The sequence below is a fragment of the Microbacterium sp. MM2322 genome, from assembly GCF_964186585.1.
GTDB lineage: Bacteria > Actinomycetota > Actinomycetes > Actinomycetales > Microbacteriaceae > Microbacterium.
On sequence record NZ_OZ075067.1, the window covers coordinates 958608 to 980826 of the forward strand.

General features: G+C 68.7%; 21 protein-coding genes and 1 tRNA gene. 13 read left to right on the forward strand and 9 right to left on the reverse strand.

Annotation, left to right across the window (positions count from 1 at the left end; all coding sequences use genetic code 11):
* Window positions 1-60: 60 nt before the first annotated feature.
* Window positions 61-546, reverse strand: a complete 486-nt coding sequence (locus ABQ271_RS04655; RefSeq protein WP_349310353.1) for a DNA modification methylase — start codon at window positions 544-546, stop codon at window positions 61-63.
* A 135-nt stretch (window positions 547-681) separates the two neighbouring features.
* Here ABQ271_RS04655 and ABQ271_RS04660 point away from each other — a divergent pair, with 135 nt between their 5' ends.
* The 3 genes from ABQ271_RS04660 to ispD all read left to right on the forward strand — a co-directional run bounded on the left by ABQ271_RS04660 (window position 682) and on the right by ispD (window position 3709).
* A complete protein-coding gene (locus ABQ271_RS04660; RefSeq protein WP_065571227.1) occupies window positions 682-1164 on the forward strand; it encodes a CarD family transcriptional regulator in 483 nt (160 codons plus the stop codon).
* Between the two features lie 95 nt (window positions 1165-1259).
* A complete protein-coding gene (locus ABQ271_RS04665) occupies window positions 1260-2537 on the forward strand; it encodes an acyltransferase (RefSeq protein WP_349310354.1) in 1278 nt (425 codons plus the stop codon).
* Window positions 2534-3709 (forward strand): 2-C-methyl-D-erythritol 4-phosphate cytidylyltransferase, encoded by a 1176-nt coding sequence (gene ispD, locus ABQ271_RS04670; protein ID WP_349310355.1) that lies wholly within the window; start codon window positions 2534-2536, stop codon window positions 3707-3709. Before ABQ271_RS04665 ends, ispD begins: the two co-directional genes overlap by 4 nt.
* A 9-nt stretch (window positions 3710-3718) precedes the next feature.
* Here ispD and ABQ271_RS04675 read toward each other — a convergent pair whose 3' ends face one another.
* The gene (locus tag ABQ271_RS04675; protein ID WP_349310356.1) at window positions 3719-4189 is read right to left on the reverse strand and encodes a GNAT family N-acetyltransferase; all 471 of its coding nucleotides are present in this window, start codon (window positions 4187-4189) and stop codon (window positions 3719-3721) included.
* Window position 4190: 1 nt separating this feature from the next.
* A complete protein-coding gene (locus ABQ271_RS04680; RefSeq protein ID WP_349310357.1) occupies window positions 4191-5117 on the reverse strand; it encodes a DMT family transporter in 927 nt (308 codons plus the stop codon).
* Window positions 5118-5175: 58 nt separating this feature from the next.
* On the opposite strand from ABQ271_RS04680, the gene cysS reads away from it, so the two are divergent.
* From cysS to ABQ271_RS04695, 3 genes are all read left to right on the forward strand, one after another.
* Window positions 5176-6582, forward strand: coding sequence for a cysteine--tRNA ligase (cysS, locus tag ABQ271_RS04685; RefSeq protein ID WP_349310358.1), 1407 nt, complete (start codon window positions 5176-5178; stop codon window positions 6580-6582).
* Entirely contained in the window at window positions 6575-7561 is a 987-nt protein-coding gene (gene rlmB / locus ABQ271_RS04690; protein WP_349310359.1) for a 23S rRNA (guanosine(2251)-2'-O)-methyltransferase RlmB, read from the forward strand. The genes cysS and rlmB overlap by 8 nt, the downstream gene beginning before the upstream one ends.
* Before the next feature lie 78 nt (window positions 7562-7639).
* Window positions 7640-8278 (forward strand): NAD(P)H-binding protein, encoded by a 639-nt coding sequence (locus tag ABQ271_RS04695; protein WP_349310360.1) that lies wholly within the window; start codon window positions 7640-7642, stop codon window positions 8276-8278.
* A gap of 9 nt (window positions 8279-8287) precedes the next feature.
* Here ABQ271_RS04695 and ABQ271_RS04700 read toward each other — a convergent pair whose 3' ends face one another.
* Together ABQ271_RS04700 and ugpC are read right to left on the reverse strand one after the other, a co-directional pair.
* A complete protein-coding gene (locus tag ABQ271_RS04700; protein ID WP_349310361.1) occupies window positions 8288-9595 on the reverse strand; it encodes a DUF4032 domain-containing protein in 1308 nt (435 codons plus the stop codon).
* Between the two features lie 79 nt (window positions 9596-9674).
* On the reverse strand, window positions 9675-10778 hold the full coding sequence (gene ugpC / locus ABQ271_RS04705) for a sn-glycerol-3-phosphate ABC transporter ATP-binding protein UgpC (protein WP_349310362.1): 1104 nt from the start codon (window positions 10776-10778) through the stop codon (window positions 9675-9677).
* 228 nt (window positions 10779-11006) lie between these two features.
* On the opposite strand from ugpC, the gene ABQ271_RS04710 reads away from it, so the two are divergent.
* Together ABQ271_RS04710 and ABQ271_RS04715 are read left to right on the forward strand one after the other, a co-directional pair.
* Entirely contained in the window at window positions 11007-11975 is a 969-nt protein-coding gene (locus ABQ271_RS04710) for a thioredoxin domain-containing protein (protein ID WP_349310363.1), read from the forward strand.
* Window positions 11976-12005: 30 nt separating this feature from the next.
* Window positions 12006-12081: transfer RNA gene (locus tag ABQ271_RS04715), tRNA-Thr, on the forward strand.
* A gap of 396 nt (window positions 12082-12477) precedes the next feature.
* On the opposite strand, the gene ABQ271_RS04720 is transcribed toward ABQ271_RS04715, so the two are convergent.
* The 4 genes from ABQ271_RS04720 to ABQ271_RS04735 form a co-directional block, all read right to left on the reverse strand.
* Window positions 12478-13761, reverse strand: a complete 1284-nt coding sequence (locus ABQ271_RS04720; RefSeq protein WP_349310364.1) for a hemolysin family protein — start codon at window positions 13759-13761, stop codon at window positions 12478-12480.
* A 62-nt stretch (window positions 13762-13823) separates the two neighbouring features.
* Window positions 13824-14855 (reverse strand): TerC family protein, encoded by a 1032-nt coding sequence (locus tag ABQ271_RS04725; RefSeq protein ID WP_349310365.1) that lies wholly within the window; start codon window positions 14853-14855, stop codon window positions 13824-13826.
* A gap of 195 nt (window positions 14856-15050) precedes the next feature.
* Window positions 15051-15953, reverse strand: a complete 903-nt coding sequence (locus tag ABQ271_RS04730; RefSeq protein WP_349310366.1) for a hypothetical protein — start codon at window positions 15951-15953, stop codon at window positions 15051-15053.
* A 38-nt stretch (window positions 15954-15991) separates the two neighbouring features.
* Entirely contained in the window at window positions 15992-18106 is a 2115-nt protein-coding gene (locus ABQ271_RS04735; RefSeq protein WP_349310367.1) for a S9 family peptidase, read from the reverse strand.
* A 170-nt stretch (window positions 18107-18276) separates the two neighbouring features.
* Here ABQ271_RS04735 and ABQ271_RS04740 point away from each other — a divergent pair, with 170 nt between their 5' ends.
* Genes ABQ271_RS04740 through ABQ271_RS04760 form a run of 5 tightly spaced genes read left to right on the forward strand, consistent with a single transcriptional unit; the run spans window position 18277 to window position 22210 of the window.
* Entirely contained in the window at window positions 18277-19527 is a 1251-nt protein-coding gene (locus ABQ271_RS04740) for an inorganic phosphate transporter (protein WP_349310368.1), read from the forward strand.
* Window positions 19524-19859: a peptidase gene (locus tag ABQ271_RS04745; protein WP_349310369.1), complete on the forward strand. Its 336-nt coding sequence runs from the start codon at window positions 19524-19526 to the stop codon at window positions 19857-19859. Before ABQ271_RS04740 ends, ABQ271_RS04745 begins: the two co-directional genes overlap by 4 nt.
* Before the next feature lie 36 nt (window positions 19860-19895).
* A complete protein-coding gene (locus tag ABQ271_RS04750; protein ID WP_349310370.1) occupies window positions 19896-20798 on the forward strand; it encodes a phosphodiesterase in 903 nt (300 codons plus the stop codon).
* A gap of 45 nt (window positions 20799-20843) precedes the next feature.
* Window positions 20844-21233, forward strand: a complete 390-nt coding sequence (locus ABQ271_RS04755; RefSeq protein ID WP_349310371.1) for a MerR family transcriptional regulator — start codon at window positions 20844-20846, stop codon at window positions 21231-21233.
* Window positions 21230-22210 carry an aldo/keto reductase gene (locus tag ABQ271_RS04760; RefSeq protein ID WP_349310372.1) on the forward strand — a complete coding sequence of 327 codons (981 nt, stop codon included), beginning with the start codon at window positions 21230-21232 and terminating at the stop codon, window positions 22208-22210. The genes ABQ271_RS04755 and ABQ271_RS04760 overlap by 4 nt, the downstream gene beginning before the upstream one ends.
* Window positions 22211-22219 lie beyond the last annotated feature (9 nt).

Sequence of the window (22219 nt, forward strand, 5' to 3'; positions counted from 1 at the left end):
AAGATGACAAAGGCCCCCACCTCGCGGGTGGGGGCCTTTGTCGTGAGTCCGGGTGCGACGTCAGCCGACCGGCGTCGCCGTGGCAGCCGGGGTCGGGACGAACTGCGTGTAGTAGGGGAGAGTCCCGTCGAGGATCGGGACGTCGACACGGACGCCCTCGCCCTCGCCGGACTGGAACGAGACCGCCACGGTTGCGCCGGGCTTGCCCACGTTGTCGAAGAGCATCGGCGCGGAGTCGACACCGAGGGAAACCGTGGTGTTGGCGGACACCTGGAGGGTCTGCGGCTGCCCGTCGACCGACACGTTGAGCGACAGGTCGTCATCCGTGCTGTTCACGACCGCGGCGACGAGGTTGCCGAGGGTGCCGTCTTCGTTGGCGATGATGAGGGCGTTGCGCACCTTCAGGGGGCCGGAGTCCGGGACGTTGATGCCGTCCGACGCCGAGTACTGGATCGTGGTCGCCTGCGGGGCCAGCATGTTGCAGCCGGTGGTGCCCAGAACGACAGCGGCGCCCAGGGCCAGGGACGCGATGAGACGCGATTTCACGGATCCTCCAGATGACACGAACGGCGACCCTCTCATCCTATGGGGTCACGGCGTCCGGGTCGGGGCGGGGAGGGTGGCGAACTCTAGCGTATGTCCCCTGTGGTATTCTGGAGGTTGCCGAAAGGACACAACTGCATGCTTTTTGAGGTTGGCGAAACCGTCGTTTACCCGCACCATGGCGCTGCGACCATCATCGAGGTCAAGGATCGCGTCATCAAGGGCGAGACGAAGAAATACCTGAAGCTCAACGTCACCCAGGGAGACCTCATCATCGAGGTTCCTGCTGACAACGTCGACCTTGTCGGCGTCCGAGACGTGATCGGCAAGGACGGGCTCGAGAAGGTCTTCGACGTCCTGCGGGCTCCCTTCACCGAGGAACCGACCAACTGGTCGCGCCGCTACAAGGCGAACCTCGAGAAGCTCGCTTCGGGTGATGTGATCAAGGTCAGCGAGGTCGTTCGAGACCTGTGGCGTCGCGATCAGGACCGCGGCCTGTCCGCGGGGGAGAAGCGAATGCTCGCGAAGGCGCGGCAGATCCTCATCTCCGAGATCGCCCTGGCCCTCAAGGCCGACGAGGAGAAGGCTTCGACCGTCCTCGACGAGGTCCTCGCCTCCTGAGACGTCGACAGAACGGCCGGCTCATCAGCCGGCCGTTCTTCGTTGCGCAGGCGCGGTAGGACGAGGATGCGCTGCGATCACGGCATGATGAGCCCGTGACCACCCGCGCCGCCACGACCGCCGTCGACCTTTCGCGCCGAGATCTCACCCTCGACCTCGCACGGGTCGTCTGCGTTCTCTTCGTCATCGTGGTCCACCTCGTGCAAGTGGGGATCGGACCGGGCGCCGACGGCGCCCTCGTGGCGTCGCGCCCCGCCGAGGCGCAGCCGTGGTTCAACGCGGCCACCTGGGTCGGTCAGATCATGCCGCTCTTCTTCGTCGTCGGCGGGTTCGCCGCCGCGACCGGGTGGCGGTCCTGGACCGCGAAGGGCGGGGATGCCGCGGGCTTCGTCCGCACCCGCACGCTCCGACTCGCGCAGCCCGCCCTGCCGCTGTTCATCTTCTTCGCGGTGGTCTTGGGCGTTGCGACAGCGGCCGGACTTCCCGAGCAACTGGTGTCGGATGCCGCCGTCGGCGCCGGATCGCCGCTGTGGTTCCTCGCGGCGTACCTGCTTTGCCAGGCCGCCGTGCCGTTCCTCGCTTCGTGCCACGCTCGTCGACCCGTGCTGACGCTCGCCCTGCTCGCGATGGGTGTCGTCCTGGTCGACATCGCGCGGTTCTCGATCGGGATCCAGGAGATCGGGTTGCTCAACCTGCTCTTCGTCTGGCCTCTCGTTCAGCAGTTCGGGTTCTGGTACGCCGACGGATGGTTCGATCGGCGGCATCCGCTCGTCCTCATCGGGATCGCGGCGGCCTGCTACCTCCTGCTGTGGCCGCTCACCGCTGTCGGACCGTATTCGCTGAGCATGCTCGGCAACCTCAACCCGCCGACAGTGCCGCTCGTTCTCCTCGGGATTGCGCAGGCCTGCCTCCTGCGGCTGCTCAAGCCGGTGCTTGCGCGGCTCATGGCGTTGCGGGTCATGCAGGGTGTCGTGTTCGTCCTCGGGTCCCGGCTCATGACGATCTACCTGTGGCACCTCCCGGTCCTCCTCGCGCTCACCGGCGTCAGCCTGCTGATCCCGGGGGCCGCACCCACGCCGGCGTCGCCCGCGTGGTGGTGGTCACGGCCGATCATGTTCGTCGTGGTGCTCGGGATGCTCCTCGCGCTGTCGCTCGTCATCGCGAAGTGGGAAGCCCTCGGAACGCTGGGGAGAACGCCGCCGGCTGCCGTCGTGGCGATCGCGTGGGTGTGCGCCTTCCTGCCGCCGTTCGCGGTCATGGAGTGGTTCCTCGACCTCCCGATCGCGGTGGTCGGCGCGATCCTCCTCGGCCTCGCGGTCCTGCTCCTCCGTCGCAGCCCCGCGGCCGACGGCTCGGTACGCTCGGTGGCATGAGCATCATCGCCGTCCCGCGTGTCGCCGTCATCGTCGTCGCGGCCGGATCGGGGACACGGCTCGGCGCTGCCGAACCCAAGGCGTTCGTAGGCATCGACGCGCGCACGATCCTCCGCCACGCGCTCCGGTCCGTGTTCGAGGCACCCGAGGCGCAGGTCGTCGTGGTCGCCCCGAGCGACCGCGTCGGAGACGCCGAGACCGAGGCCTTCGAAGCCGCCGGCAGTCGCCGCGACCTGGTCTCGGTGGTGGCGGGCGGTGCCACGCGGCAGGCCTCCGTCGCCGCGGGACTCGCCGCGGTCTGGGCGGACGTCGAGATCGTGCTGGTCCACGACGCGGCTCGCGCCCTCACGCCGCCCGAGGTCTTCGCGCGCGTGATCGATGCGGTGTCGCAGGGCTCCGACGCGGTGATCCCCGTGCTTCCGGTCGTCGATACGCTCAAGCGCGTCGACGCGGACGCCGTCGTCGAGCCCGTCGACCGCTCGGTGCTCGCTGCCGCCCAGACCCCGCAGGGGTTCCGACGAGCTGTTCTCGAAGACGCTTATCGGGATGCCGCGGCCGACCACACCGACGACGCCGCCCTTCTGCAGGCTGCGGGCACGGTCGTGCGGACCGTCCCGGGGGATGAGCGGGCGTTCAAGATCACGACATCCGCCGATCTCGACCGGGCGCGCGCGCTCGTCGCGCCTGCTCCGGCCGCCACGGTGATCCCGCGGGTCGGGATGGGCACCGACGTCCACGCCTTCGGCGGCGACGACACGCTGTGGCTCGCCGGTCTGGAGTGGCCGGGGCAGCCCGGCTTGAAGGGACACTCCGATGGGGATGCCGTCGCCCACGCGATCGTGGACGCGGTCCTCGCAGCCGCGGGCCTCGGCGACATCGGCACGCATTTCGGCACCGACCAGCCCGAGTACGCCGGTGCGCACGCAGATGCCTTCCTCGCGCGGACCCGCACGCTCGCCGCAGAGGCCGGCTGGGTGATCGGCAACGTCAGCGTTCAGGTGCAGGCGAACCGTCCTCGCTTCGCAGCGCGACGGGTCGAGGCTGAACGCGTCCTCTCGGAGGCGCTGGGTGCGCCGGTGTCGGTCTCGGCGACGACGACCGACGGGCTCGGCTTCACGGGCACCGGTGACGGCGTGGCGGCCTTCGCGGTCGCCGTCGTGATCCCCGCCTGACCAGCGAGCTCAGACGGCGCGGGTCATGAAGGTCGAGGCGGGATCGGGCGCGTAGTCGCCGAACGGCTCGCACTCGGTGAACCCCTCGCTCGCGTACAGGGTGCGCGCGGCCAGGAAACCGGCATCCGAGCCCGTCTCGAGCGACACTCGGGACAGGCCTTCCGCCCGCGCAGCGGCCAGGATGTGGCGGAGGATCGTGCGGCCCACTCCGGTGCCGAGGTGCGTCTCGGTGACCCGCATCGACTTCAGTTCGCCCTGGGTGGAGTCGAGCCGTGCGAGCGCGCCGATCCCGGCGAGTTCGCCGTGCCGCCACGCGGACCAGACGGTGATCGACGGATGCCGGAGGGCCGAGACGTCGAGCGCGTGAACGCTCTCCGCGGGGCTGAGGTCGTGCATGCCGGCGAGGTGCCGCTGCACGAGCGCGATGCTGGCTGCGCTCGTGAGGTCATCGATGCGGATGTCCAGATCGTCTGCGGTCATCTCAGGCCTCCACGGCGAAGGGGCGCGGATCGCGGGGACGTCGCGAGCCCCACGCGAGCGTGACGAGCCCGCTAGCCAGGACGCAGAGTCCGATCACGGCGAGGGGGGATAGGGTCTCGCCCAGGGCGCTGACGCCGAGAACGGTGGCGGTGAGGGGTTCGCCGAGGGTGAGAGTCGCCGCCGTCGCTGCGGTCAGGCCCTGGAGGCCCCAGGTGAAGAGCACGTAGGCCAGGGAGATCGTCGCGAGACCGAGCCAGAGCGCCATGGTGAGCCCCGCCGGCGTCGTCGCCCAGGTGAGATCCACGAACGGGATCGCCGCCGCGCAGATCACCGCGGACCCGACGCCCATCGCCCCGACGACCGTGAACGGATCCCAGCCGCCGTCGAGCAGCCGACGCTGCGCGTTCGCGATGACGGCGAAGCACGCTCCGGCGCCGACGGCGGCGGCGAGTCCGACAGCGTCGACGCCACCGGTGCCGGAGCCGCCTCCGAATCCGAGCAGGACGACCCCGGCCGCGGCGAGGGCGGTCGCCCCGATCCAGAGGAGGGACGGCACCCGACGCGAGACGACCCATTCCAGGATGCCGGCGAGGACCGGTGCCGAGCCGAGGGCGATCACCGTGCTCACGGCCACCCCGTTCGTCTGCGTGCCCAGGAAGAAGAGCGGCTGGTACAGGCTGATCGCGACGCCCGTCGTCGCCATCAGTGCGAGCGGCCGCCACGACAGCGCCGGGCGCGGGCGGTCCGGCGCGCGTCGGCGGTGCCGACCGGCGAGCGTGAATGCGAGCAGCGCCAGTCCGGTTCCGCCGACGACCATGCGGGCCACGCCGACCGACAACGTCGATGCCTCCGCGGGGCCGAGCGCACGAGCGGTCCCGGTCGTACCGAACAGGAGGGCGGCGGCGAGGACAGCGAACACGGGCAGCACCTCTCCTTTCTATCGTCTCCGCGCGGGCGCTGATGCCGCCCGCCGGTAGCATGGACCGGTGACGGTTAGGCTTTACGACTCCCAGGCGCAGGCGCTGCGCGATTTCGCGCCCGCCGACCCGGAGAACGTCACCATGTACGTCTGCGGGCCGACCGTCCAATCCGGCCCGCACATCGGCCATGTCCGGGCCGCGCTGAGCTTCGACATCCTCCGCCGGTGGCTCGCGCATCGCTTCGGACGGGTGACGTTCGTCCGCAACGTCACCGACATCGATGACAAGGTGCTCGCGAACGCGACGGCCGAGGAGCCGTGGTGGGCTCTGGCCTACCGCATGGAGCTCGAGTTCTCGCAGGCGTATGCCGCGGTCGGCATCCTGCCCCCGACGTACGAGCCGCGCGCGACGGCATCCATCCCGCAGATGCAAGAGCTGATCGAGCGCCTCATCGAGGCGGGGCACGCGTATGCGGCTGCCGGCGATGTGTACTTCGACGTGCGCTCGTGGCCGTCCTATGGCGCGCTCACCCGCCAGTCCGTCGATGCGATGGAGTCTGCCGCCGACGCCGACCCGCGCGGCAAGCGCGACCCGCGCGACTTCGCCCTGTGGAAGGGGGCGAAGGAGGGTGAGCCCGCCGATGCCGTGTGGGATTCGCCGTGGGGTCCGGGTCGCCCGGGCTGGCACATCGAGTGCTCCGCCATGAGCCGGCGCTACCTCGGCCCCGAGTTTGACATTCACGGCGGCGGGATCGACCTCCGCTTCCCGCACCACGAGAACGAGCTTGCGCAGTCCACCGCGGCGGGCGACGGTTTCGCGCGGTACTGGGTGCACAACGGCCTCGTCACCGTCGGCGACCAGAAGATGTCGAAGTCGCTCGGCAACTTCCTCCTCGCCGCCGACCTCCTGCGTCGCACCGACCCGCTCGTGGTCCGCTATGCACTCATTTCGGCCCACTACCGGTCGAACCTCGACATCGGCGAGTCGACGTTCACCGAGGCGGATGCCGCCCTCGGCCGCATCCGCTCGTTCCTGCAGCGCGCGATCCGGGCTTCGGGCGAGTCCTACGGATGGTTCGCCGGTGCCGATCTGCCAGAGGATTTCACTGCGGCGATGGACGACGACCTGGGCGTTCCGCAGGCACTTGCTGTCCTGCACGAGACAGTGCGCGCGGGCAATGCGGCTCTGGATGCAAGCGACAGCGCCGCAGCCGACACCGCGCTCCGACAGGTGAGCGCGATGACGTCGCTTGTGGACATCAACCCGCTAGACGAGAAGTGGGGTGCATCGAGGGCGAACTCGATGGCCACGGCGCTCCACCGCCTCGTCACCACCATGATCGATCAGCGCGCGGATGCCCGCGCGGACAAAGACTGGACGGCAGCCGACCGCATCCGCGACGCAATCGCGGCGGCCGGCATCGTCCTCGAAGACGGTCCCGAAGGGACCCATTGGAGTCTGAACAATGGCTAAGCCAGGTAACCCGTCCGCAGGCCGCGGCAAGAAGGGCCCCACGAAGGGCACCGGCGGCAAGAACAAGCGCTCGCTCGAAGGACGCGGCCCGACCCCCAAGGCCGAGGACCGCGCCTGGCACCCCGCCGGCAAGCGCAAGGCCGCCAAGGAGCGCTTCGTCGCCGCCGGTGGCAAGCCGCAGCTGCGCCAGACGACCGGCGGGCGCGCCCCGAAGGCGAAGTCCGGTGACGACACCGAGACCGTGACCGGCCGCAACAGCGTGCTCGAGGCGCTCCGCGCAAAGATCCCCGCCACGGCGTTCTACATCGCGCAGCGCGTCGAGATGGACGACCGCGTCAAGGAGATGCTCTCTCTCGCGACGAACCGGAACATCCCCGTGCTCGAGGTCACCCGCCAGGAGCTCGACCGCATGGCGGGCTTCGACGGCGTCCACCAGGGCGTCGCGCTGAAGGTGCCGCCGTACGAGTACGCGCATCCGCAGGACCTGCTCGAGAAGGTCATCGACCGCGGCGCTCTGCCGCTGTTCGTCGCGCTCGACGGTGTCACCGACCCGCGCAACCTCGGCGCCATCATCCGCTCGACCGCTGCGTTCGGCGGTCAGGCCATCATCATCCCGCAGCGCCGCTCGGCGGGCGTCAACTCCGCCGCCTGGAAGACGAGCGCCGGCGCGGCCGCACGCATCCCCGTCGCAATCGCACCGAACCTGACGTCGACGCTCAAGGAGTTCAAGAAGCAGGGCGTCTTCATCCTCGGCCTCGACGGCGGTGGCGACGTCTCCCTGCCCGCCCTCGAGCTCGCCGACCGCCCGGTCGTCATCGTGGTCGGGTCCGAGGGTAAGGGACTGTCGCGCCTCGTGACCGAGACGTGCGATCAGATCGTCTCGATCCCGATCAATGCAGCGACCGAATCGCTCAACGCCGGGATCGCGGCATCCGTCGCGCTCTACCAGGTCTCGACCCTCCGCGCCTCGATGGAGTGATCGACCGCACCTCGCGCTGATAGGCACCGCACAGACTGCAGGACCAGACTGGACCCACCCCTAGGGAGAGGAACCCTCATGACCCGCATCGCTGTCATCGGCGGCACCGGATACACCGGCAGCCACATCGTCACGGAAGGCGTCCGCCGCGGCCACACGGTCGTCTCGGTCGCCCGCAAGGTTCCGGCGGAACGCATCGAGGGTGCGACGTACATCGAAGGGTCGATCCTCGAGGCGCCGGCTCTCGCCGCAGAGCTCGAGGGAGTCGATGTCGTCGTCTTCGCCACCTCGCCCCGCGGCGACATGGTCGGAAAGATGCGGGATGCCGTGGCTGACGTCATCGCGGCGCTGCCGCTATCGGTCCGTGTGGGCGTCATCGGAGGCGCCGGGGGGAGCCTCGTCGCCCCCGGGGGTCCCCGCGTCATCGACAGCGGGTTCCCCGACGAGATCAAGCCGGAGGCCGAGGAGGCCATCGGCATCCTCGAGGACCTGGAAGCCGACCGCAGCGGACGGGACTGGTTCTACGTCCACCCCGCCGGTGGCTTCGGCGCCTGGGCTCCGGGGGAGCGCACCGGCTCGTACCGCACCGGCGGCGACGTCATCGTCACCGACGAGAAGGGCGAATCCTTCATCTCGGGCGCCGACTTCGCCGTCGCCGTCCTCGACGAGATCGAGTCGCCCGCGCACGTGCGCCGGCGCTTCACCGTCGGCTACTGACGACAGGCGTCAGACGAGGTCGCGCCAGTCGACTTCGTCCTCATCGTCGTCGCTCACCGGCACCTCCGACGTGACGACGGGGATGGCGGTCGTCTCCGTCGGCGGCCCCATCACCGTCGCCTCGTCACGGCGGTGACGGAGGACCTCGTCGATGTACGACGACAGGACCTCGGCGATGGGAATCGAACGGCCACGGGCCTGCGACATGTACCAGCGGTGCTCGAGCACCTGGTGGAAGACCTCAGCGGGCTCGAGTTTGCTCCGGAGCTCCCACGGGATCGCCTTCACGACCGGCTCGAACACACGGGTCAGCCACTCGTGAGCGACCATCTCCTCGTCGCTGCCGAGGCGTGACACGCGTGCGGCGAACTCGTCCATGTCGTTGAGGAGGCGGCGCGCCTGGTTCTCCTCGACATCGAGTCCGGTGAGGCGGAGCAGTCGACGCTGGTGGTGGCCGGCATCCACCACCTTCGGCTGGATGAGGACCTTCGTGCCGTCCGCCGTCTCGTCGATCGACATCTCACCGATGTCGAAGCCGAGGCCGTTCAGGCGCTGCACGCGCTCGGTGATGCGCCAGGTCTCGTTGGCCGCGAACGTCTCGGTCTCGGTGAGCGCGCTCCAGAGCGAGCGGTACGACGACATGATGCCGTCGGCGATCGCCACCGCGTCGACACCGCCCTCGAGGCGGCCACCGGCCTCGAGGTCCATGATCTCGCCCGCGATGTTCGTGCGGGCGACGTCGAGATCGTGCTCGCGCTGGCCGCGGGTGAGGCCGCTCTCGTGCAGTTCGCCCGTCTCGGCGTCGACGAGGTACGCCGCGAACGCCCCGGCATCCCGTCGGAACAGTGTGTTCGACAGCGAGACGTCACCCCAGAAGAAGCCGACGTTGTGCAGGCGGACCAGGAGCGCTGCGAGGGCGTCGACGAGGCGGGTGGCGGTGTCGGGGCGGAGCACCTGCGTGAACAGGGCGCGGTAGGGGAGCGAGAAGCGCAGGTGCGCCGTCACCAGCGCGGCAGGGAGCGGTTCCCCTTTCGGGGTGCGGCGGCCGTCGATGACGGCGACACGACTCACGCAGGGGACGTCGAGCCTCCCGAGCGAACCGAGCATCTCGTACTCGCGGCGAGCCATCTCTGCAGTCGTCTCCTTGACGGCGACCACGCGACCCGACAGGTGGGCGAAGCGGACCAGATGGCGGGACAGCCCTTTGGGGAGCGAGACGATCGCATCGCTCGGCCATTCGCCGAGTGGCGTCGACCACGGCAGGGCCAACAGCCCGGCGTCGACGCTGCTTGCGGTGATGCTCAGGGAATGGACCACGCAGGAACCTCCGACTCACGCACCGCGGCGCGGGAGGTCCGGAGACCTGCCCGCGCCGCGGTCCTGCTGATGATGACGATCAGGCCGAGACGACCGGCTTGTCGTTGAGGCGCTCGCCCGACTCCATGTCGAACGCGTGCACGTGGCCCGGCTTGGCGGCCAGGGTGACCGTCTCGCCCGCGTTCGGGTGGCTGCGGCCGTCGACGCGCGCGACGATGTCGGTGCGCTTGCCGTTGATGTCCACGTGGCCGTAGAGGTAACCGTCGGCGCCGAGCTCCTCGACCAGGTCGACCTGGACCGCGAGGCCCTTGCCGTCTGCGGGGCCGACCTCGATGTCCTCGGGGCGGACGCCCACCGTGACCTGGCTGCCGTTGGCGCGGCCGACCGTGTCGCGGTCGAGGGGGACGACCTCGGTGCCGAAGCGGATGCCGCCCTCGGCCAGGTCGGCCGGGAACAGATTCATGGCGGGCGAGCCGATGAAGCCGGCGACGAACACGTTGTTCGGCTTCTCGTAGAGGTCGCGGGGCGTGCCGACCTGCTGCAGGAGGCCGTCCTTCAGCACGGCGATGCGGTCGCCCATGGTGAGGGCCTCGGTCTGGTCGTGGGTGACGTAGACCGTGGTGACACCGAGGCGGCGCTGGAGCGACGCGATCTGGGTGCGCGTCTGGACGCGGAGCTTGGCGTCGAGGTTCGACAGCGGCTCGTCCATGAGGAAGACCTGGGGCTGACGGACGATTGCACGGCCCATCGCGACACGCTGACGCTGACCACCCGACAGCGCCTTCGGCTTGCGGGTCAGGTACTCCTCGAGGTCGAGGAGCTTCGCGGCCTCGAGAACGCGGGAGGCGCGCTCTTCCTTGCCGACACCGGCGATCTTGAGCGCGAAGCCCATGTTCTCGGCGACGGTCATGTGGGGGTACAGCGCGTAGTTCTGGAACACCATCGCGATGTCGCGGTCCTTCGGCGGCACGTCGGTGACGTCACGGTCACCGATGCGGATGGAGCCGGAGTTGACCTCTTCGAGGCCGGCGAGCATGCGGAGCGAGGTGGACTTACCGCAACCGGAGGGTCCGACCAGGACGAGGAATTCGCCGTCGGCGACCTCGAGGTTGAGCTTGTCGACCGCCGGGCGGGTGCCACCGGGGTACAGACGGGTTGCGTTGTCGAATGTGACGGACGCCATCGTTTCTTCTCCTTCACCGGCAGGTACGTGCCGGACGATCCGTTGTGAAGCGAGCGGGGGGACACCCCGCACACCCGCCATCGGGTGCGTGTTCAGTATGGCACGGCGGGGCCGGGCGAGGGGATGCGGCCTCGTCAGCCTTTTTCCAGCGCGTCTGGCTAACATCGGACCGTGCGCCACACCCGGGCGCCGGGCCGCTCGGCCGCACCACAGATCTCCCGAGGTTTCATGTCCACCGATTCCGGCGACACTTCGTCATCCGCGACCGACCGTCGCGAGGCGGTGCGCGAGAAGGCGCAGCGCGTCCACGTTCGTCAGTCGCGCGCACGTCTTGCGCGCCGCATCTCGCTCGGCGTCCTCGCCACCGGAGCGGTGGCCGCCGTCGCAGCCGTCGTCGTCTGGTCGGTCACCTCGACGGTGGGCGGGCGGGACTTGACGCCCGAAACGGCCACGTCCGACGGCTTCGCCGTCAGCGACGTCACCGGGGTCGCCTCCGAGCAGGGGGCGATCGACGACAGCGCGGTCGAAGCCACGCCAGAGGCAGACAAGGCGGCGCCGGCACCCACGGCATCCGCCACCGCTCCGGTGGACATTCGTGTCTATGTCGACTACCTGTCCCCGGGCGCCCGCGAATGGCAGCTCGCCAACGTCGACCAGTTGACGACCTGGGTGGATCAGGGCGCAGCGACCCTCAGCTACCACCCGGTCTCGATGCTGACGGCGAAGTCCAACGGGACGAAGTACTCCCTGCGCGCGGCTGCCGCTGCGGCCTGCGTCGCGACGCACGACGAGAGCGTCTTCTTCGCCTACAACACCGAGCTGCTCACGCGTCAGCCCGCGATGGACACCGACGGGTTCTCGGATGTCGAGCTCGCCGACCTTGCGCAGGCCGTCGGCGCCAAGGACCCCGAGACCCTGCGGTCGTGCATCGAAGACGGCGACTACATCGAGTGGACGAAGGACGCGACGGAACGTGCGATCGCCGGCATCCCGGACACTGACAACCTCCAGCTGACCGGCACCCCGATGATCCTCGTCAACGGGCAGCCCTACATGGGCGCTCTGAAGGATGCCGCCGAGTTCTCGCAGTTCGTGCTGACCAGCGCCAGCGACGCGTTCTTCACCGATCAGACCCCCACGCCGACGCCCTCCGCCCCGGCACCCTCCACCCCGGCACCCTCTGCGCCGGCGGAGTGACCCGGTCGGCCCCGATAGACTGGGGCACCTGCCGGCTTGGCGCAATTGGTAGCGCACCGTACTTGTAATACGGGGGTTGCAGGTTCAAGTCCTGTAGCCGGCACCACAGCTGCACCTCCACACACCTCGGCTGGCGCTCAGGTGAGGGCTATCGCGCGGCTCTATGCGTATGCAATGATTCCACGGTGTAGTCGCCGGGCCCCCGCCTCTACGCCTGGGGTGCCGACTGCGCCGAGGATTCTTCGATGGTCCTCGCTTCGCGATCTGTCGGCCGATTCCGGCGGACTCAATCGGGGCTGGTCGCACAGGAATCGCGTCTCCAGGACGGGATCCTCTTGCGCCTCTCTGGGGGCGGGTCGCAAGAGGATCCCGGCACCCCATCGCGCGACACGTGGGAGCGGCCTACTGTCGGGCGTGTGGGAGCCTCGTCCTCTGGGCTAGCGCAACCCCCAGTGCGCACGCCGGCGGGGTTCCCACCTCGATCCGGCGTGACAGGTGATCGTCACTGAGTAGCGGGTGAGCCTTCGCGCGCGGTGACGCGGACCTCGGCGATCCGTCGGCGGTCGAGGGCGGTCACCTCGATGGTCGCGCCGTCGACCTCCACAATGTCGCCCACGACCGCGAGGCGTCCGAGCCGCTCGGTGACGAGGCCTGCGACGGTGTCGGACGCACCGCGGGGGAGGACGATCCCCGTCGCCTCAGAGAAGTCCTGCAGGTTCAGACGGCCCTCGATGAGCTCGCGATCCGCATCCGGCGCGGTCGCTGTGTCGTACTCGTCGAAGATCTCGCCCACCACCTCTTCCACGAGGTCCTCCAGCGTCACGATGCCGTCTGTGCCGCCGTACTCGTCGACGACGACGGCGATCTGGTGACCATCCGCCCGCATCTTCGTCAGAGTCGGGAGGACACGGGCGGTGGAGGGGAAATACGGGATCGAGCGCACTATGTCGGACAGCGCGGCATCCCGACCCTCGGCAATCGCCTCGAACAGGTCGCGAACGTGCACGAAGCCGATGATGTCGTCGATGGAGGTGTCGGCGACCGGGTAGCGCGAGAACGGAAGCTCCCGCACCTGGGCGATCGCGTCGCCGATCGTCGCCGTGTCGTCGAGAGCGGTCACCTCGGGGCGAGGGCGCATCACCTCGCTGAGCTGCCGTCCTCGAAGGGAGAGGACGTCTTCGAGGATGCGTCGCTCGTCCTCCGGCAGCCCCTCGTGGCTCGCGACGATGTCGCGGACCTCCTCGTCGGTCATCTCCTCGCCGCTCTTGTGGGGATCTCCACCCAGGAGGCGAACGAGGGCGTTCGTCGACACCGAGAGGAGCCAGATGACAGGCCGCATGACCTTCGCGAACCCGTCCAGGACGGGCGCGACGGCGTACGCGAACTGCGCGTTCCGCTGGATGGCCAGTCGCTTGGGCACGAGCTCGCCGAGCACGAGCGACAGGTAGGCGATCACCAGGGTCAGCGCGAGCGTTGCGACCGTGAGCGCGAGTGCTGGGTCCGCACCGAGGGATTCGATGAGCGGCGCGACCGACGGGGCGATCGAGGTGGCGCCGTACGCGGCGGACGCGAAGCCCGCCACCGTGACGCCGATCTGGACAGCGGAGAGGAAGGTGTTCGGGTTGCGGGCGAGGCCTGCGACCTTCGCACCCCTCTTGCCGCGTGCGGCGATCGCGTTGATCTGGCTCTCGCGGAGGGTCACTAGGGCCATTTCGGTCGCCGCGAAGACGCCGCCCACGAGGACGAACACGAACACGAGAGCGATGTTCAGGACCAGATCGGTCACCGGATCACCTCGAATGCGGTGTCGTCAGTGGACGGCGTCTGCGTATGGTGACAGTCCATCGGTCAGCTGCGGTCCGCGGACTGATCGTTCGGGGCAGCAGCCGTCGCATCCGCGAGTTCCCGGGCGTCGTCCCGTCGCGTCTTGGCGAGGCTCGCGACCGTCGCGACGACGATCGTGCCTGCGATGAACAGCAGCGAGAACCAGATGGGGATCTCCGGCGCCCAGAGCATGGGCTCTCCGCCGTTGATGAAGGGCAGCTCGTTGACGTGCATCGCGTGCAGGACGAGCTTCACGCCGATGAAGGCGAGGATGACGGCAAGTCCCTGCGCAAGGTACACGAGACGCTCGAGGAGCCCGCCGATGAGGAAGTAGAGCTGGCGCAGACCCATGAGCGCGAACGCGTTGGCGGTGAAGACGATGTACGCCTCGTTCGTCAGGCCGTAGATTGCCGGGATCGAGTCGACGGCGAAGATGAGGTCGACGAAGCCGATCGCGACGATCACGAGGAGCATCGGGGTGACGAACCGCTTGCCGGCCTTCTTCACCGTGAGCTTGTCGCCGTTGTACTCGTCGCTGACGGGAAGGATGCGGCGGACGAACTGCATGAACTTGCCGTTGGCCGGGTCGGACTCGCCGTGCGAGAACGCCTGGCGGTAGGCGAGGAACAGCAGGAGCGCGCCGAAGACGTAGAAGATCCAGGAGAAGTTCTCGATGAGAGCGGCGCCGACGGCGATGAACGCACCGCGCATGATCAGCGCGATGACGATGCCGATCATCAGCACCTTCTGCTGGTAGATCTTCGGCACGGCGAACCCGGTCATGACGATCAGGAACACGAACAGGTTGTCGATCGAGAGGGCCTTCTCGGTCAAGTAGCCGGCGAAGTACTCACCCGAGAACACCCAGCCCCAGCCGGGGATCAGGCCGATCGCCACGCCGAACAGGAGGGCGAGACCGATGTAGAACGCTGACCAGCGAGCGGACTCACCGATCGACGGCTCGTGCGGCTTTCGCACGTGCGCGAAGAATTCATAGACGAAGAAGGCGATCGTGACAGCGATCGTGATGCCCCAGACAAGCGGCGTGATTTCCACAGGAGTCTCCTCAATGGCGTGAACAAAAGACGCCAGAGTCTTCTCCATCTCGATTGCTCGAGACCGGTGGTCCGGGATGCGCCGTCACATCCGTAATGACGAACCGACCGTAGCGGAGTACTCCCCCTGGGGACTACCGATTTTACGGGATGCCGGGACCGCAAACTGACAATTGCCCCGGCGCGGCCGTTCGTGTTACCGGCGAACGGGCTCTTTGATGTCGTCGCTCGCGTAGGGCGCGGGCGCCGGCGCGTGCGCGTAGGGGATGAACCAGCTCGCGAAATCCAGCGGCGGGGTCGCGGCTGCGGCATCCCTCTTCGTCGTGGCGTCCTGGTCGACGAACAGCGATTCGACGTCGAGGTCCTGGAACAGCACGGCGTCGAGATGGCCGCGCCAGCCGTCGGGAAGTTCACCGCTCAAACGCTCGGCACTGCGCTCCGCCTCGTCCAGCACCAGCTTCAGAGCGAGCTCGTGGGCGACGGTCGGCGGATAGACGGGCGAGGCGCTCAATCGCGACGTCACCTCGATCGTCGCGGCGAGGAACTTCTGCGCGAATGCGCGGTCGTAGTGGGTCGCGTACTGCGGCGGGAGCTGCGAGATGACGTGAGTGTCCCGCCAGGCGGAACGGTCCTCGGCGGCATCCGCCAAGTGCACGACGTCATCGAAGAGGCAGTCCACGACCATCACGGAGGCGTTCCAGACGAGGCCCTTGATCACCGTGCGCTGACGGAGCTCGGATGCGGTCGCGTCGCCGGTCGCGCCCCCGAAGAGCTCGTTCAGCGCCCAGTCGATTCCGGCCAGTCGGGCTCCGGCACGGGCGACGCGGGCCGTGTCGGAGGACCCGGCGGGAACGCTTCCCGACGTCCCTTCCCACTCCGAATCCACGATCGCTGTGCTGGCGGATTCGATGTGGACGAGGTCGTCGGATCCGGGGGCGACGGAAACCCGGATCAGTGAGAGCAGGGCGTCTTCCGCGGTCGGCGAGGAGGCGGACATCCGTGATGCGTCGTCGATTCCGGACAGCAACTCGTCGGGGTTCGCACAGACGAGGTCGAGATCGATGCGCACCGCAGCGCGGTAGCGAGGATCAGAGGCCATGGCGGCATCGTACCCAGCGGGTGGCAGGACGGCGACGTTCAGCTCTCCTCGGCGAGCCCGAACACGTCGAGGAGCCACGCGAGCTCGAAGGCTCGCTCACGCCACGAGTTGTACCGTCCGCTGACGCCGCCGTGCCCCGCGACCATTTCGCACTTCAGTAGGGCGTCAGCGCCCACCTCCCGCAGTCGCGCCACCCACTTCGCCGGCTCCACGTAGAGCACGCGGGTGTCGTTGAGCGAGGTGACGGCCAGGATGCGGGGGTAACGGACGCTGCCCTGCACGTTCTCGTACGGGGTGTACGACTTCATGTACGCGTAGACGTCGGCGTCGTGCAGCGGGTCGCCCCACTCGTCCCACTCGATGACGGTGAGGGGGAGCGAGGGGTCGAGGATCGTCGTCAGCGCGTCGACGAACGGCACTCCCGCGAGGATGCCCGCGAAGAGGTCGGGCGCGAGGTTCGCGACGGCGCCCATGAGGAGCCCACCGGCGGATCCGCCCTCCGCGACGAGACGGTCCGGTGAGGTGAACCCTTCGGCGACCAGGTGGCGCCCCACCGCCACGAAGTCGGTGAACGTGTTGCGCTTGTGGAGGAGCTTGCCCTCCTCGTACCACTGGCGTCCCATTTCACCGCCGCCCCGCACGTGGGCGATGGCGAAGATCACGCCGCGGTCGAGCATCGACAGGCGCGCGACCGAGAAGCCGGGCTCGATCGAGTGCTCGTACGAGCCATACCCGTAGAGGTGCACGGGACGGGGCGAGGCGCCGGGTTCGCCGAAGGACCGCTTCCACACGATCGAGACCGGGATGCGCGTGCCGTCATCGGCGACCGCCCACACCCGCTCCTGCCCGTAGTCCTCGGGGTCGTAGCCGCCGAGGACGGGCTGGCTCTTACGGAGAAGGAGATCACCCGTGGCGACCTCGTAGTCGAACACCGTGCCCGGCGTGACGAACGACGCGTACCCGAGACGGATGACGGGCGGAGCCCACTCCGACGATCCGCTCGCGCCGACCGCGTAGAGCGGTTCGTCGAAGCCGATCTCCGTCACGTCGTCGGTCGCGTAGTCCAGGATGCCGACGCGGGCGAGTCCGTCGCGGCGGTACTCGACCACGGCCCAGTCGCGGTAGGCGGAGGCGTCCAGCAGACGCCTGCCGGGAAGGTGCGGCAGGACGACGCGGCGTTCTCCCGTCGGGTCGGATGCCGGGACCCGGACGAGCTCGAAGTCCAGGGCGCCGTCGTTGTGGAGGATGTACAGGACGTCCTCGCCGTCGACGACGGCGTGTGTGAGCGAGTACTCGACTCCCTCGCGGCGCGGCCACACCGAGCGAGGCTCCGCGGTCAGGTCGTCGGCGGGGACGAGGAACTCCTCGGACGTGATCGACGACCCGACCCCGATCACGAGGTAGCGGTCGCTGCGGGTGAAGCCGGCGCCCACCCAGTACCGCTCGTCGGGTTCGGTGAAGAGGATGCGGTCGGACGCGGCATCCGTCCCCACTTCGTGCAGCCAGACGGTGTCGGGACGCCATGCGTCGTCGACGGTCGTGTAGATCACGTGGCGACCGTCGGGCGAGAACACGGCGCCTGACGAGGTGTTCTCGACGACGTCGGGGAGGTCCTCGCCGGTGGCGAGATCACGGATGCGGAGGGCGTACCGCTCGTCGCCGGCGAGGTCCACGCCGTAAAGGAGGCGGGTGCCGTCGGTCGAGACGTCGAGGCTGCCGAGCGAGAAGAAGTCGTGACCGTCTGCCTCGGCATTGCCGTCCAGGAGCACCTGCTCGCCGGGGACATCGGTATCGGGGGAGAGGACCGGCGGGGTCCAGTCGGCGACATCGGCGATGGGGGCGCGGCAGTTGATGCCGTACTGCTTCCCCTCGACGGTGCGCCCGTAGTACCACCATCCACCGCGACGCGAGGGGACCGACAGGTCCGTCTCGAGCGTGCGCCCCTTGATCTCGTCGAAGATCCGCTCGCGAAGTCCCTCGAGGTGAGCGGTGCGCTCGTCCGTGTACGCGTTCTCGGCTTCGAGGTGGGCGATGACCGCCTCATCCTCTTTCGCGCGCAGCCATTCGTAGGGATCCGAGACGGCATCGCCGTGGTGGGTTCGGGTGAAGGGGCGGCGGTCGGCGACGGGCGGTGTCACGGCTTCGGAAGTCACTCGACCACGCTAACCGACCCTCGCGAACGCGCGCGGGTTATGCCACGGAGCAACGTGTGCGAGGATTTTCCAGGCCCGACTGAACAGCTGTTGACGTTTGGGTGAACTTTTCGTTCGCACCGCCGATCGCCGCGGCACCCGTTCCCCCGATTCCCGACGGAAAGCGAACTGTGGAGACCGCAGCATTCATCGTCGTCCTGGTCATCGCCCTGGCACTGTTCTTCGACTTCACCAACGGGTTCCACGACACCGCGAATGCGATGGCGACGCCGATCGCGACCGGAGCCCTCAAGCCCAAGGTCGCCGTCCTCCTGGCAGCATCCCTCAATCTGGTCGGCGCTTTCCTGTCGACCGAGGTCGCGAAGACGATCTCCGGAGGCATGATCCGCGAGGAACAGCTGTCAGCGTCGATTTTCCCTGCCATCATCTTCGCCGGGCTCATCGGAGCCATCACCTGGAACATGCTCACGTGGCTCCTGGGTCTGCCCTCGAGCTCGTCGCACGCGCTCTTCGGCGGCCTCATCGGCGCGACCATCGTCGGTGCGTCCATCAGCGCGATCGACATGGGGGTCGTGCTCTCCAAGGTCGTCCTCCCGGCACTCATCGCGCCGCTCACGGCCGGTGTCATCGCGTTCGTCGCCACCAAGATCGCGTACGTCGTGACCCGCCGCTACGACAACAAGCCCGACGGCCGGGACGGATTCCGCTGGGGACAGATCTTCACCTCCTCGCTCGTCGCGCTCGCGCACGGCACGAACGACGCGCAGAAGACGATGGGTGTCATCACCCTGGCCCTCATCACGGTCGGCTGGCAGAGCCAGTCCGACCCGCAGCTCTGGGTGATCTTCGCGTGTGCGATCACGATCGCCCTCGGCACCTACATGGGTGGCTGGCGCATCATCCGCACCCTCGGCAAGGGACTCACGGACGTGAAGCCCGCGCAGGGCTTCTCGGCCGAGGCATCCACCGCGTCGACGATCCTCGCCTCGAGCGCGCTCGGCTTCGCCCTGTCCACGACCCAGGTTGCGTCGGGCTCGGTCATCGGGTCGGGTCTCGGCCGTCGTGGGGCGACCGTCCGCTGGGGGACAGTGGGTCGGATCGCGATCGGCTGGGTGCTGACCCTCCCCGCGGCGGGCATCGTCGGTGCGCTCGCCGCCTTCCTGATCGTCGGGTTCGAGAACCTCTTCGGCCAGGGCGTTGGTGAGCTCATCGGCGTCATCATCGGTGCCGTCATCGCCGTCGCCATCGTGCTGGCCATCTTCCTGCGCTCCCGCCGCAACGAGGTGAACGCGGCGAACGCGATGAGCGAGGTGGCCGACTCCGGTGCGGCCATCGACCTCACCGAGGAGCCGCCGCCCACCCGTCGTCAGCAGCGCGTCGCGCAGTCGGCAGCCGAGTCCGATGAGGAGGCCGCACGATGACCGTCGGTATCGATTGGTTCGCTTTCGTCCAGGTCTTCATCGCCGCGATCGTCGCCGCGTCGACTGTCGTCACCTTCTACGCCATCGGCCTTCGGCTCCTGGTTCGCGCCGGTCGTGTGCCGGTCGTGGTTCCGGCGACCTTCACCGATGCGCTGACCATCATGACGCCGAAAGAGCAGAAGCGGGCCGCGAAAGCGGCGAAGAAGGCGGCAAAGAAGAACCCCCTCAGCCCGGCCCAGAAACGGGTCGCGCTCGTCGGCGCCTACCTCTCCTTCGGAGTGTGCGGACTCGTCGTTCTGGGCGGGCTCCTGCTCATCCTCTTCAACCACTGATCGCGAGCCGTCCGGACCGGTCAATAGGCTGACGGCATGCAGTCCGTCTCCTTCGGCCGGCACGCGCCCGCCCTTCGCACGATCGTCCACCTGAGCGACACCCACCTGCTCGCGGGCGACCGTCGCCTCGGAGGGGCGTACGACTCGACCGGTGGCGCGATCGCCGCTCTCGCCGCCGTGGAGCGCACCGGCATCCGTCCCGATGCGATCGTCGTGACGGGTGACCTCACCGACCTCGGCGAGCCCGACGCGTACCGACGCCTGCGCGAGATCGCCGAGCCGGTCGCGGACAGGTTGCAGGCGCCACTCGTCTGGGTGGCGGGCAACCACGACGAGCGTCCCGCGATGCGCGAGGGTCTGTTCGATGAACCCGGGTCGCTCGCGCCGCTCACCTCCGTCCACGATCTCGACGGACTGCGCCTCGTCGTCCTGGATTCCACCGTGCCCGGATGGCACCACGGCGACATCGACGTCGCGCAGCGGGAGTGGTTGCGGGAGATCCTCGCCGAACCGGCGCCGCTCGGGACGATCCTCGCCCTCCACCACCCACCGCTGCCCAGCCACATCCCGTTCTTCGACATCCTCGAACTCCGCGATCAGGACGCCCTGGCCGAGGTCGTCGCCGGAACCGACGTGCGCGGCATCCTCGCCGGGCACCTGCACTATTCGACGAGCGGTACCTTCGCGGGCATCCCCGTGAGCGTGGCCTCGGCCACGTGCTACACGATGAACCTGCAGCGTCCCGCGACCGAGGTGAACGGGATGGATGCCGGGCAGTCCTTCCACCTCGTGCACGTCTACGACGACACGGTCACCCACACGGTCGTCCCGGTGGTCGAGGCGCCGACAGGCGACTACTTCTCGGCCGAGTGGGTCGAGCGGATGTCGCGGCTCACCCCAGAAGAGCGTCTCGAAGCGTTCTCGCGCAAGCCCGCCTGAGAGACCGCTTGACTTCGAGCGCGCTCGAAGTTCTACCGTGAGGGCATGTCCCTTCTCTCCACACCCGCAGGAGCGTCCATCGCCGAGGCGGCCGACGCCACCGGCGTCAGTGCGCACACGCTGCGCTACTACGAGCGCGCCGGTCTGATGCTGCACCCGGTCGACCGGGCCTCGTCATCCCATCGGCGCTACTCCGACGCGGATATCGCCTGGATCCGCTTCCTCGCGCGGCTGCGCTGGACCGGGATGCCGATCGCCACCATGCGGCGCTACACCGAGCTCGTTCGCGAGGGGGACGCGACGATCGCCGAGCGACGCCGGCTGCTCGTGGAGCACCGCGAGGTCGTCCGCCACCAACTCGACGAGGTCACCCTGAGCCTCGCCGCCATCGACTACAAGATCGACATCTACGACAAGGAGATCACCCCATCATGAAGACCACCACACTCGGCACGAACGGCCCCGAGGTCGGCCGTATCGGCCTCGGACTCATGGGAATCAGCGCCTTCTACACGGGCGCCGGGCAGGATGACGCCGGCGGCGCGGAGACGATCCTCGGAGCGCTCGATCGCGGCGTCACCCTCCTCGACACCGCGGAGATGTACGGGCCGCACACCAACGAGGAACTGCTCGGGAAAACCCTCGCCGAATCGGGACGCCGCGACGAGGTCGTCCTCGCCACGAAGTTCGGCATCGTCCGGGGCCGGGAGGACGGCCGGGGGCTCGACGGCAGCCCCGAGAACGTGCGCCGATCGGTCGAGGGGTCGCTGCGCCGGTTGCAGACCGACCGCATCGACGTCTACTACCAGCACCGGATGGACCCCGCCGTCCCGATCGAGGAGACCGTCGGCGCGCTCGCGGACCTCGTCGAGCAGGGGAAGATCCGCGGGTACGGGCTGTCCGAGGCATCCGTCGCGACCATCCGACGTGCCCACGCCGTCCACCCGGTGACGGCCGTCCAGACCGAGTATTCGCTGTGGACCCGAGACCCGGAAGTCGAGCTCCTTCCCGCCCTCCGCGAACTGGGGATCGGGTTCGTCCCCTATTCGCCGCTCGGTCGCGGCTTCCTCACCGGCAAGATCCGCTCGGTCGACCAGCTCGACGAGGATGACTTCCGCCGCAGCAATCCCCGGTTCGAGGATGAGGCGCTCGCCGCCAACCTGAAGATCGTGGACGTCATCGAAGCCGTCGCCGCCGAGGCGGGCGCGACGTCGGCGCAGATCGCACTCGCGTGGATCGTCGCGCAGGGAGAGGGCATCGTCCCGATCCCCGGTACGCGCAAACTGGAACGGTTGGAAGAGAACATCGTCGCTGCGGACATCGCCCTGACGGACGACCAGCTGCGACGCCTCACCGCGGTCGCTCCCGCGGTCGGGGATCGTTACGCAGACATGTCCAGCGTGAACCGCTGAGGTCGAGGG

Excerpts from the sequence above, each read along its gene's own strand:
- ispD (WP_349310355.1), top strand. The coding sequence starts at position 2,534 with ATGAGCATCATCGCCGTCCCGCGTGTCGCCGTCATCGTCGTCGCGGCC.
- ABQ271_RS04745 (WP_349310369.1), top strand. The coding sequence starts at position 19,524 with ATGACCGTCGGTATCGATTGGTTCGCTTTCGTCCAGGTCTTCATCGCC.
- ABQ271_RS04660 (WP_065571227.1), top strand. The coding sequence starts at position 682 with ATGCTTTTTGAGGTTGGCGAAACCGTCGTTTACCCGCACCATGGCGCT.
- rlmB (WP_349310359.1), top strand. The coding sequence starts at position 6,575 with ATGGCTAAGCCAGGTAACCCGTCCGCAGGCCGCGGCAAGAAGGGCCCC.
- ugpC (WP_349310362.1), bottom strand. The coding sequence starts at position 10,778 with ATGGCGTCCGTCACATTCGACAACGCAACCCGTCTGTACCCCGGTGGC.
- ABQ271_RS04675 (WP_349310356.1), bottom strand. The coding sequence starts at position 4,189 with ATGACCGCAGACGATCTGGACATCCGCATCGATGACCTCACGAGCGCA.
- ABQ271_RS04760 (WP_349310372.1), top strand. The coding sequence starts at position 21,230 with ATGAAGACCACCACACTCGGCACGAACGGCCCCGAGGTCGGCCGTATC.
- ABQ271_RS04750 (WP_349310370.1), top strand. The coding sequence starts at position 19,896 with ATGCAGTCCGTCTCCTTCGGCCGGCACGCGCCCGCCCTTCGCACGATC.
- ABQ271_RS04755 (WP_349310371.1), top strand. The coding sequence starts at position 20,844 with ATGTCCCTTCTCTCCACACCCGCAGGAGCGTCCATCGCCGAGGCGGCC.
- ABQ271_RS04710 (WP_349310363.1), top strand. The coding sequence starts at position 11,007 with ATGTCCACCGATTCCGGCGACACTTCGTCATCCGCGACCGACCGTCGC.
- ABQ271_RS04695 (WP_349310360.1), top strand. The coding sequence starts at position 7,640 with ATGACCCGCATCGCTGTCATCGGCGGCACCGGATACACCGGCAGCCAC.
- ABQ271_RS04730 (WP_349310366.1), bottom strand. The coding sequence starts at position 15,953 with ATGGCCTCTGATCCTCGCTACCGCGCTGCGGTGCGCATCGATCTCGAC.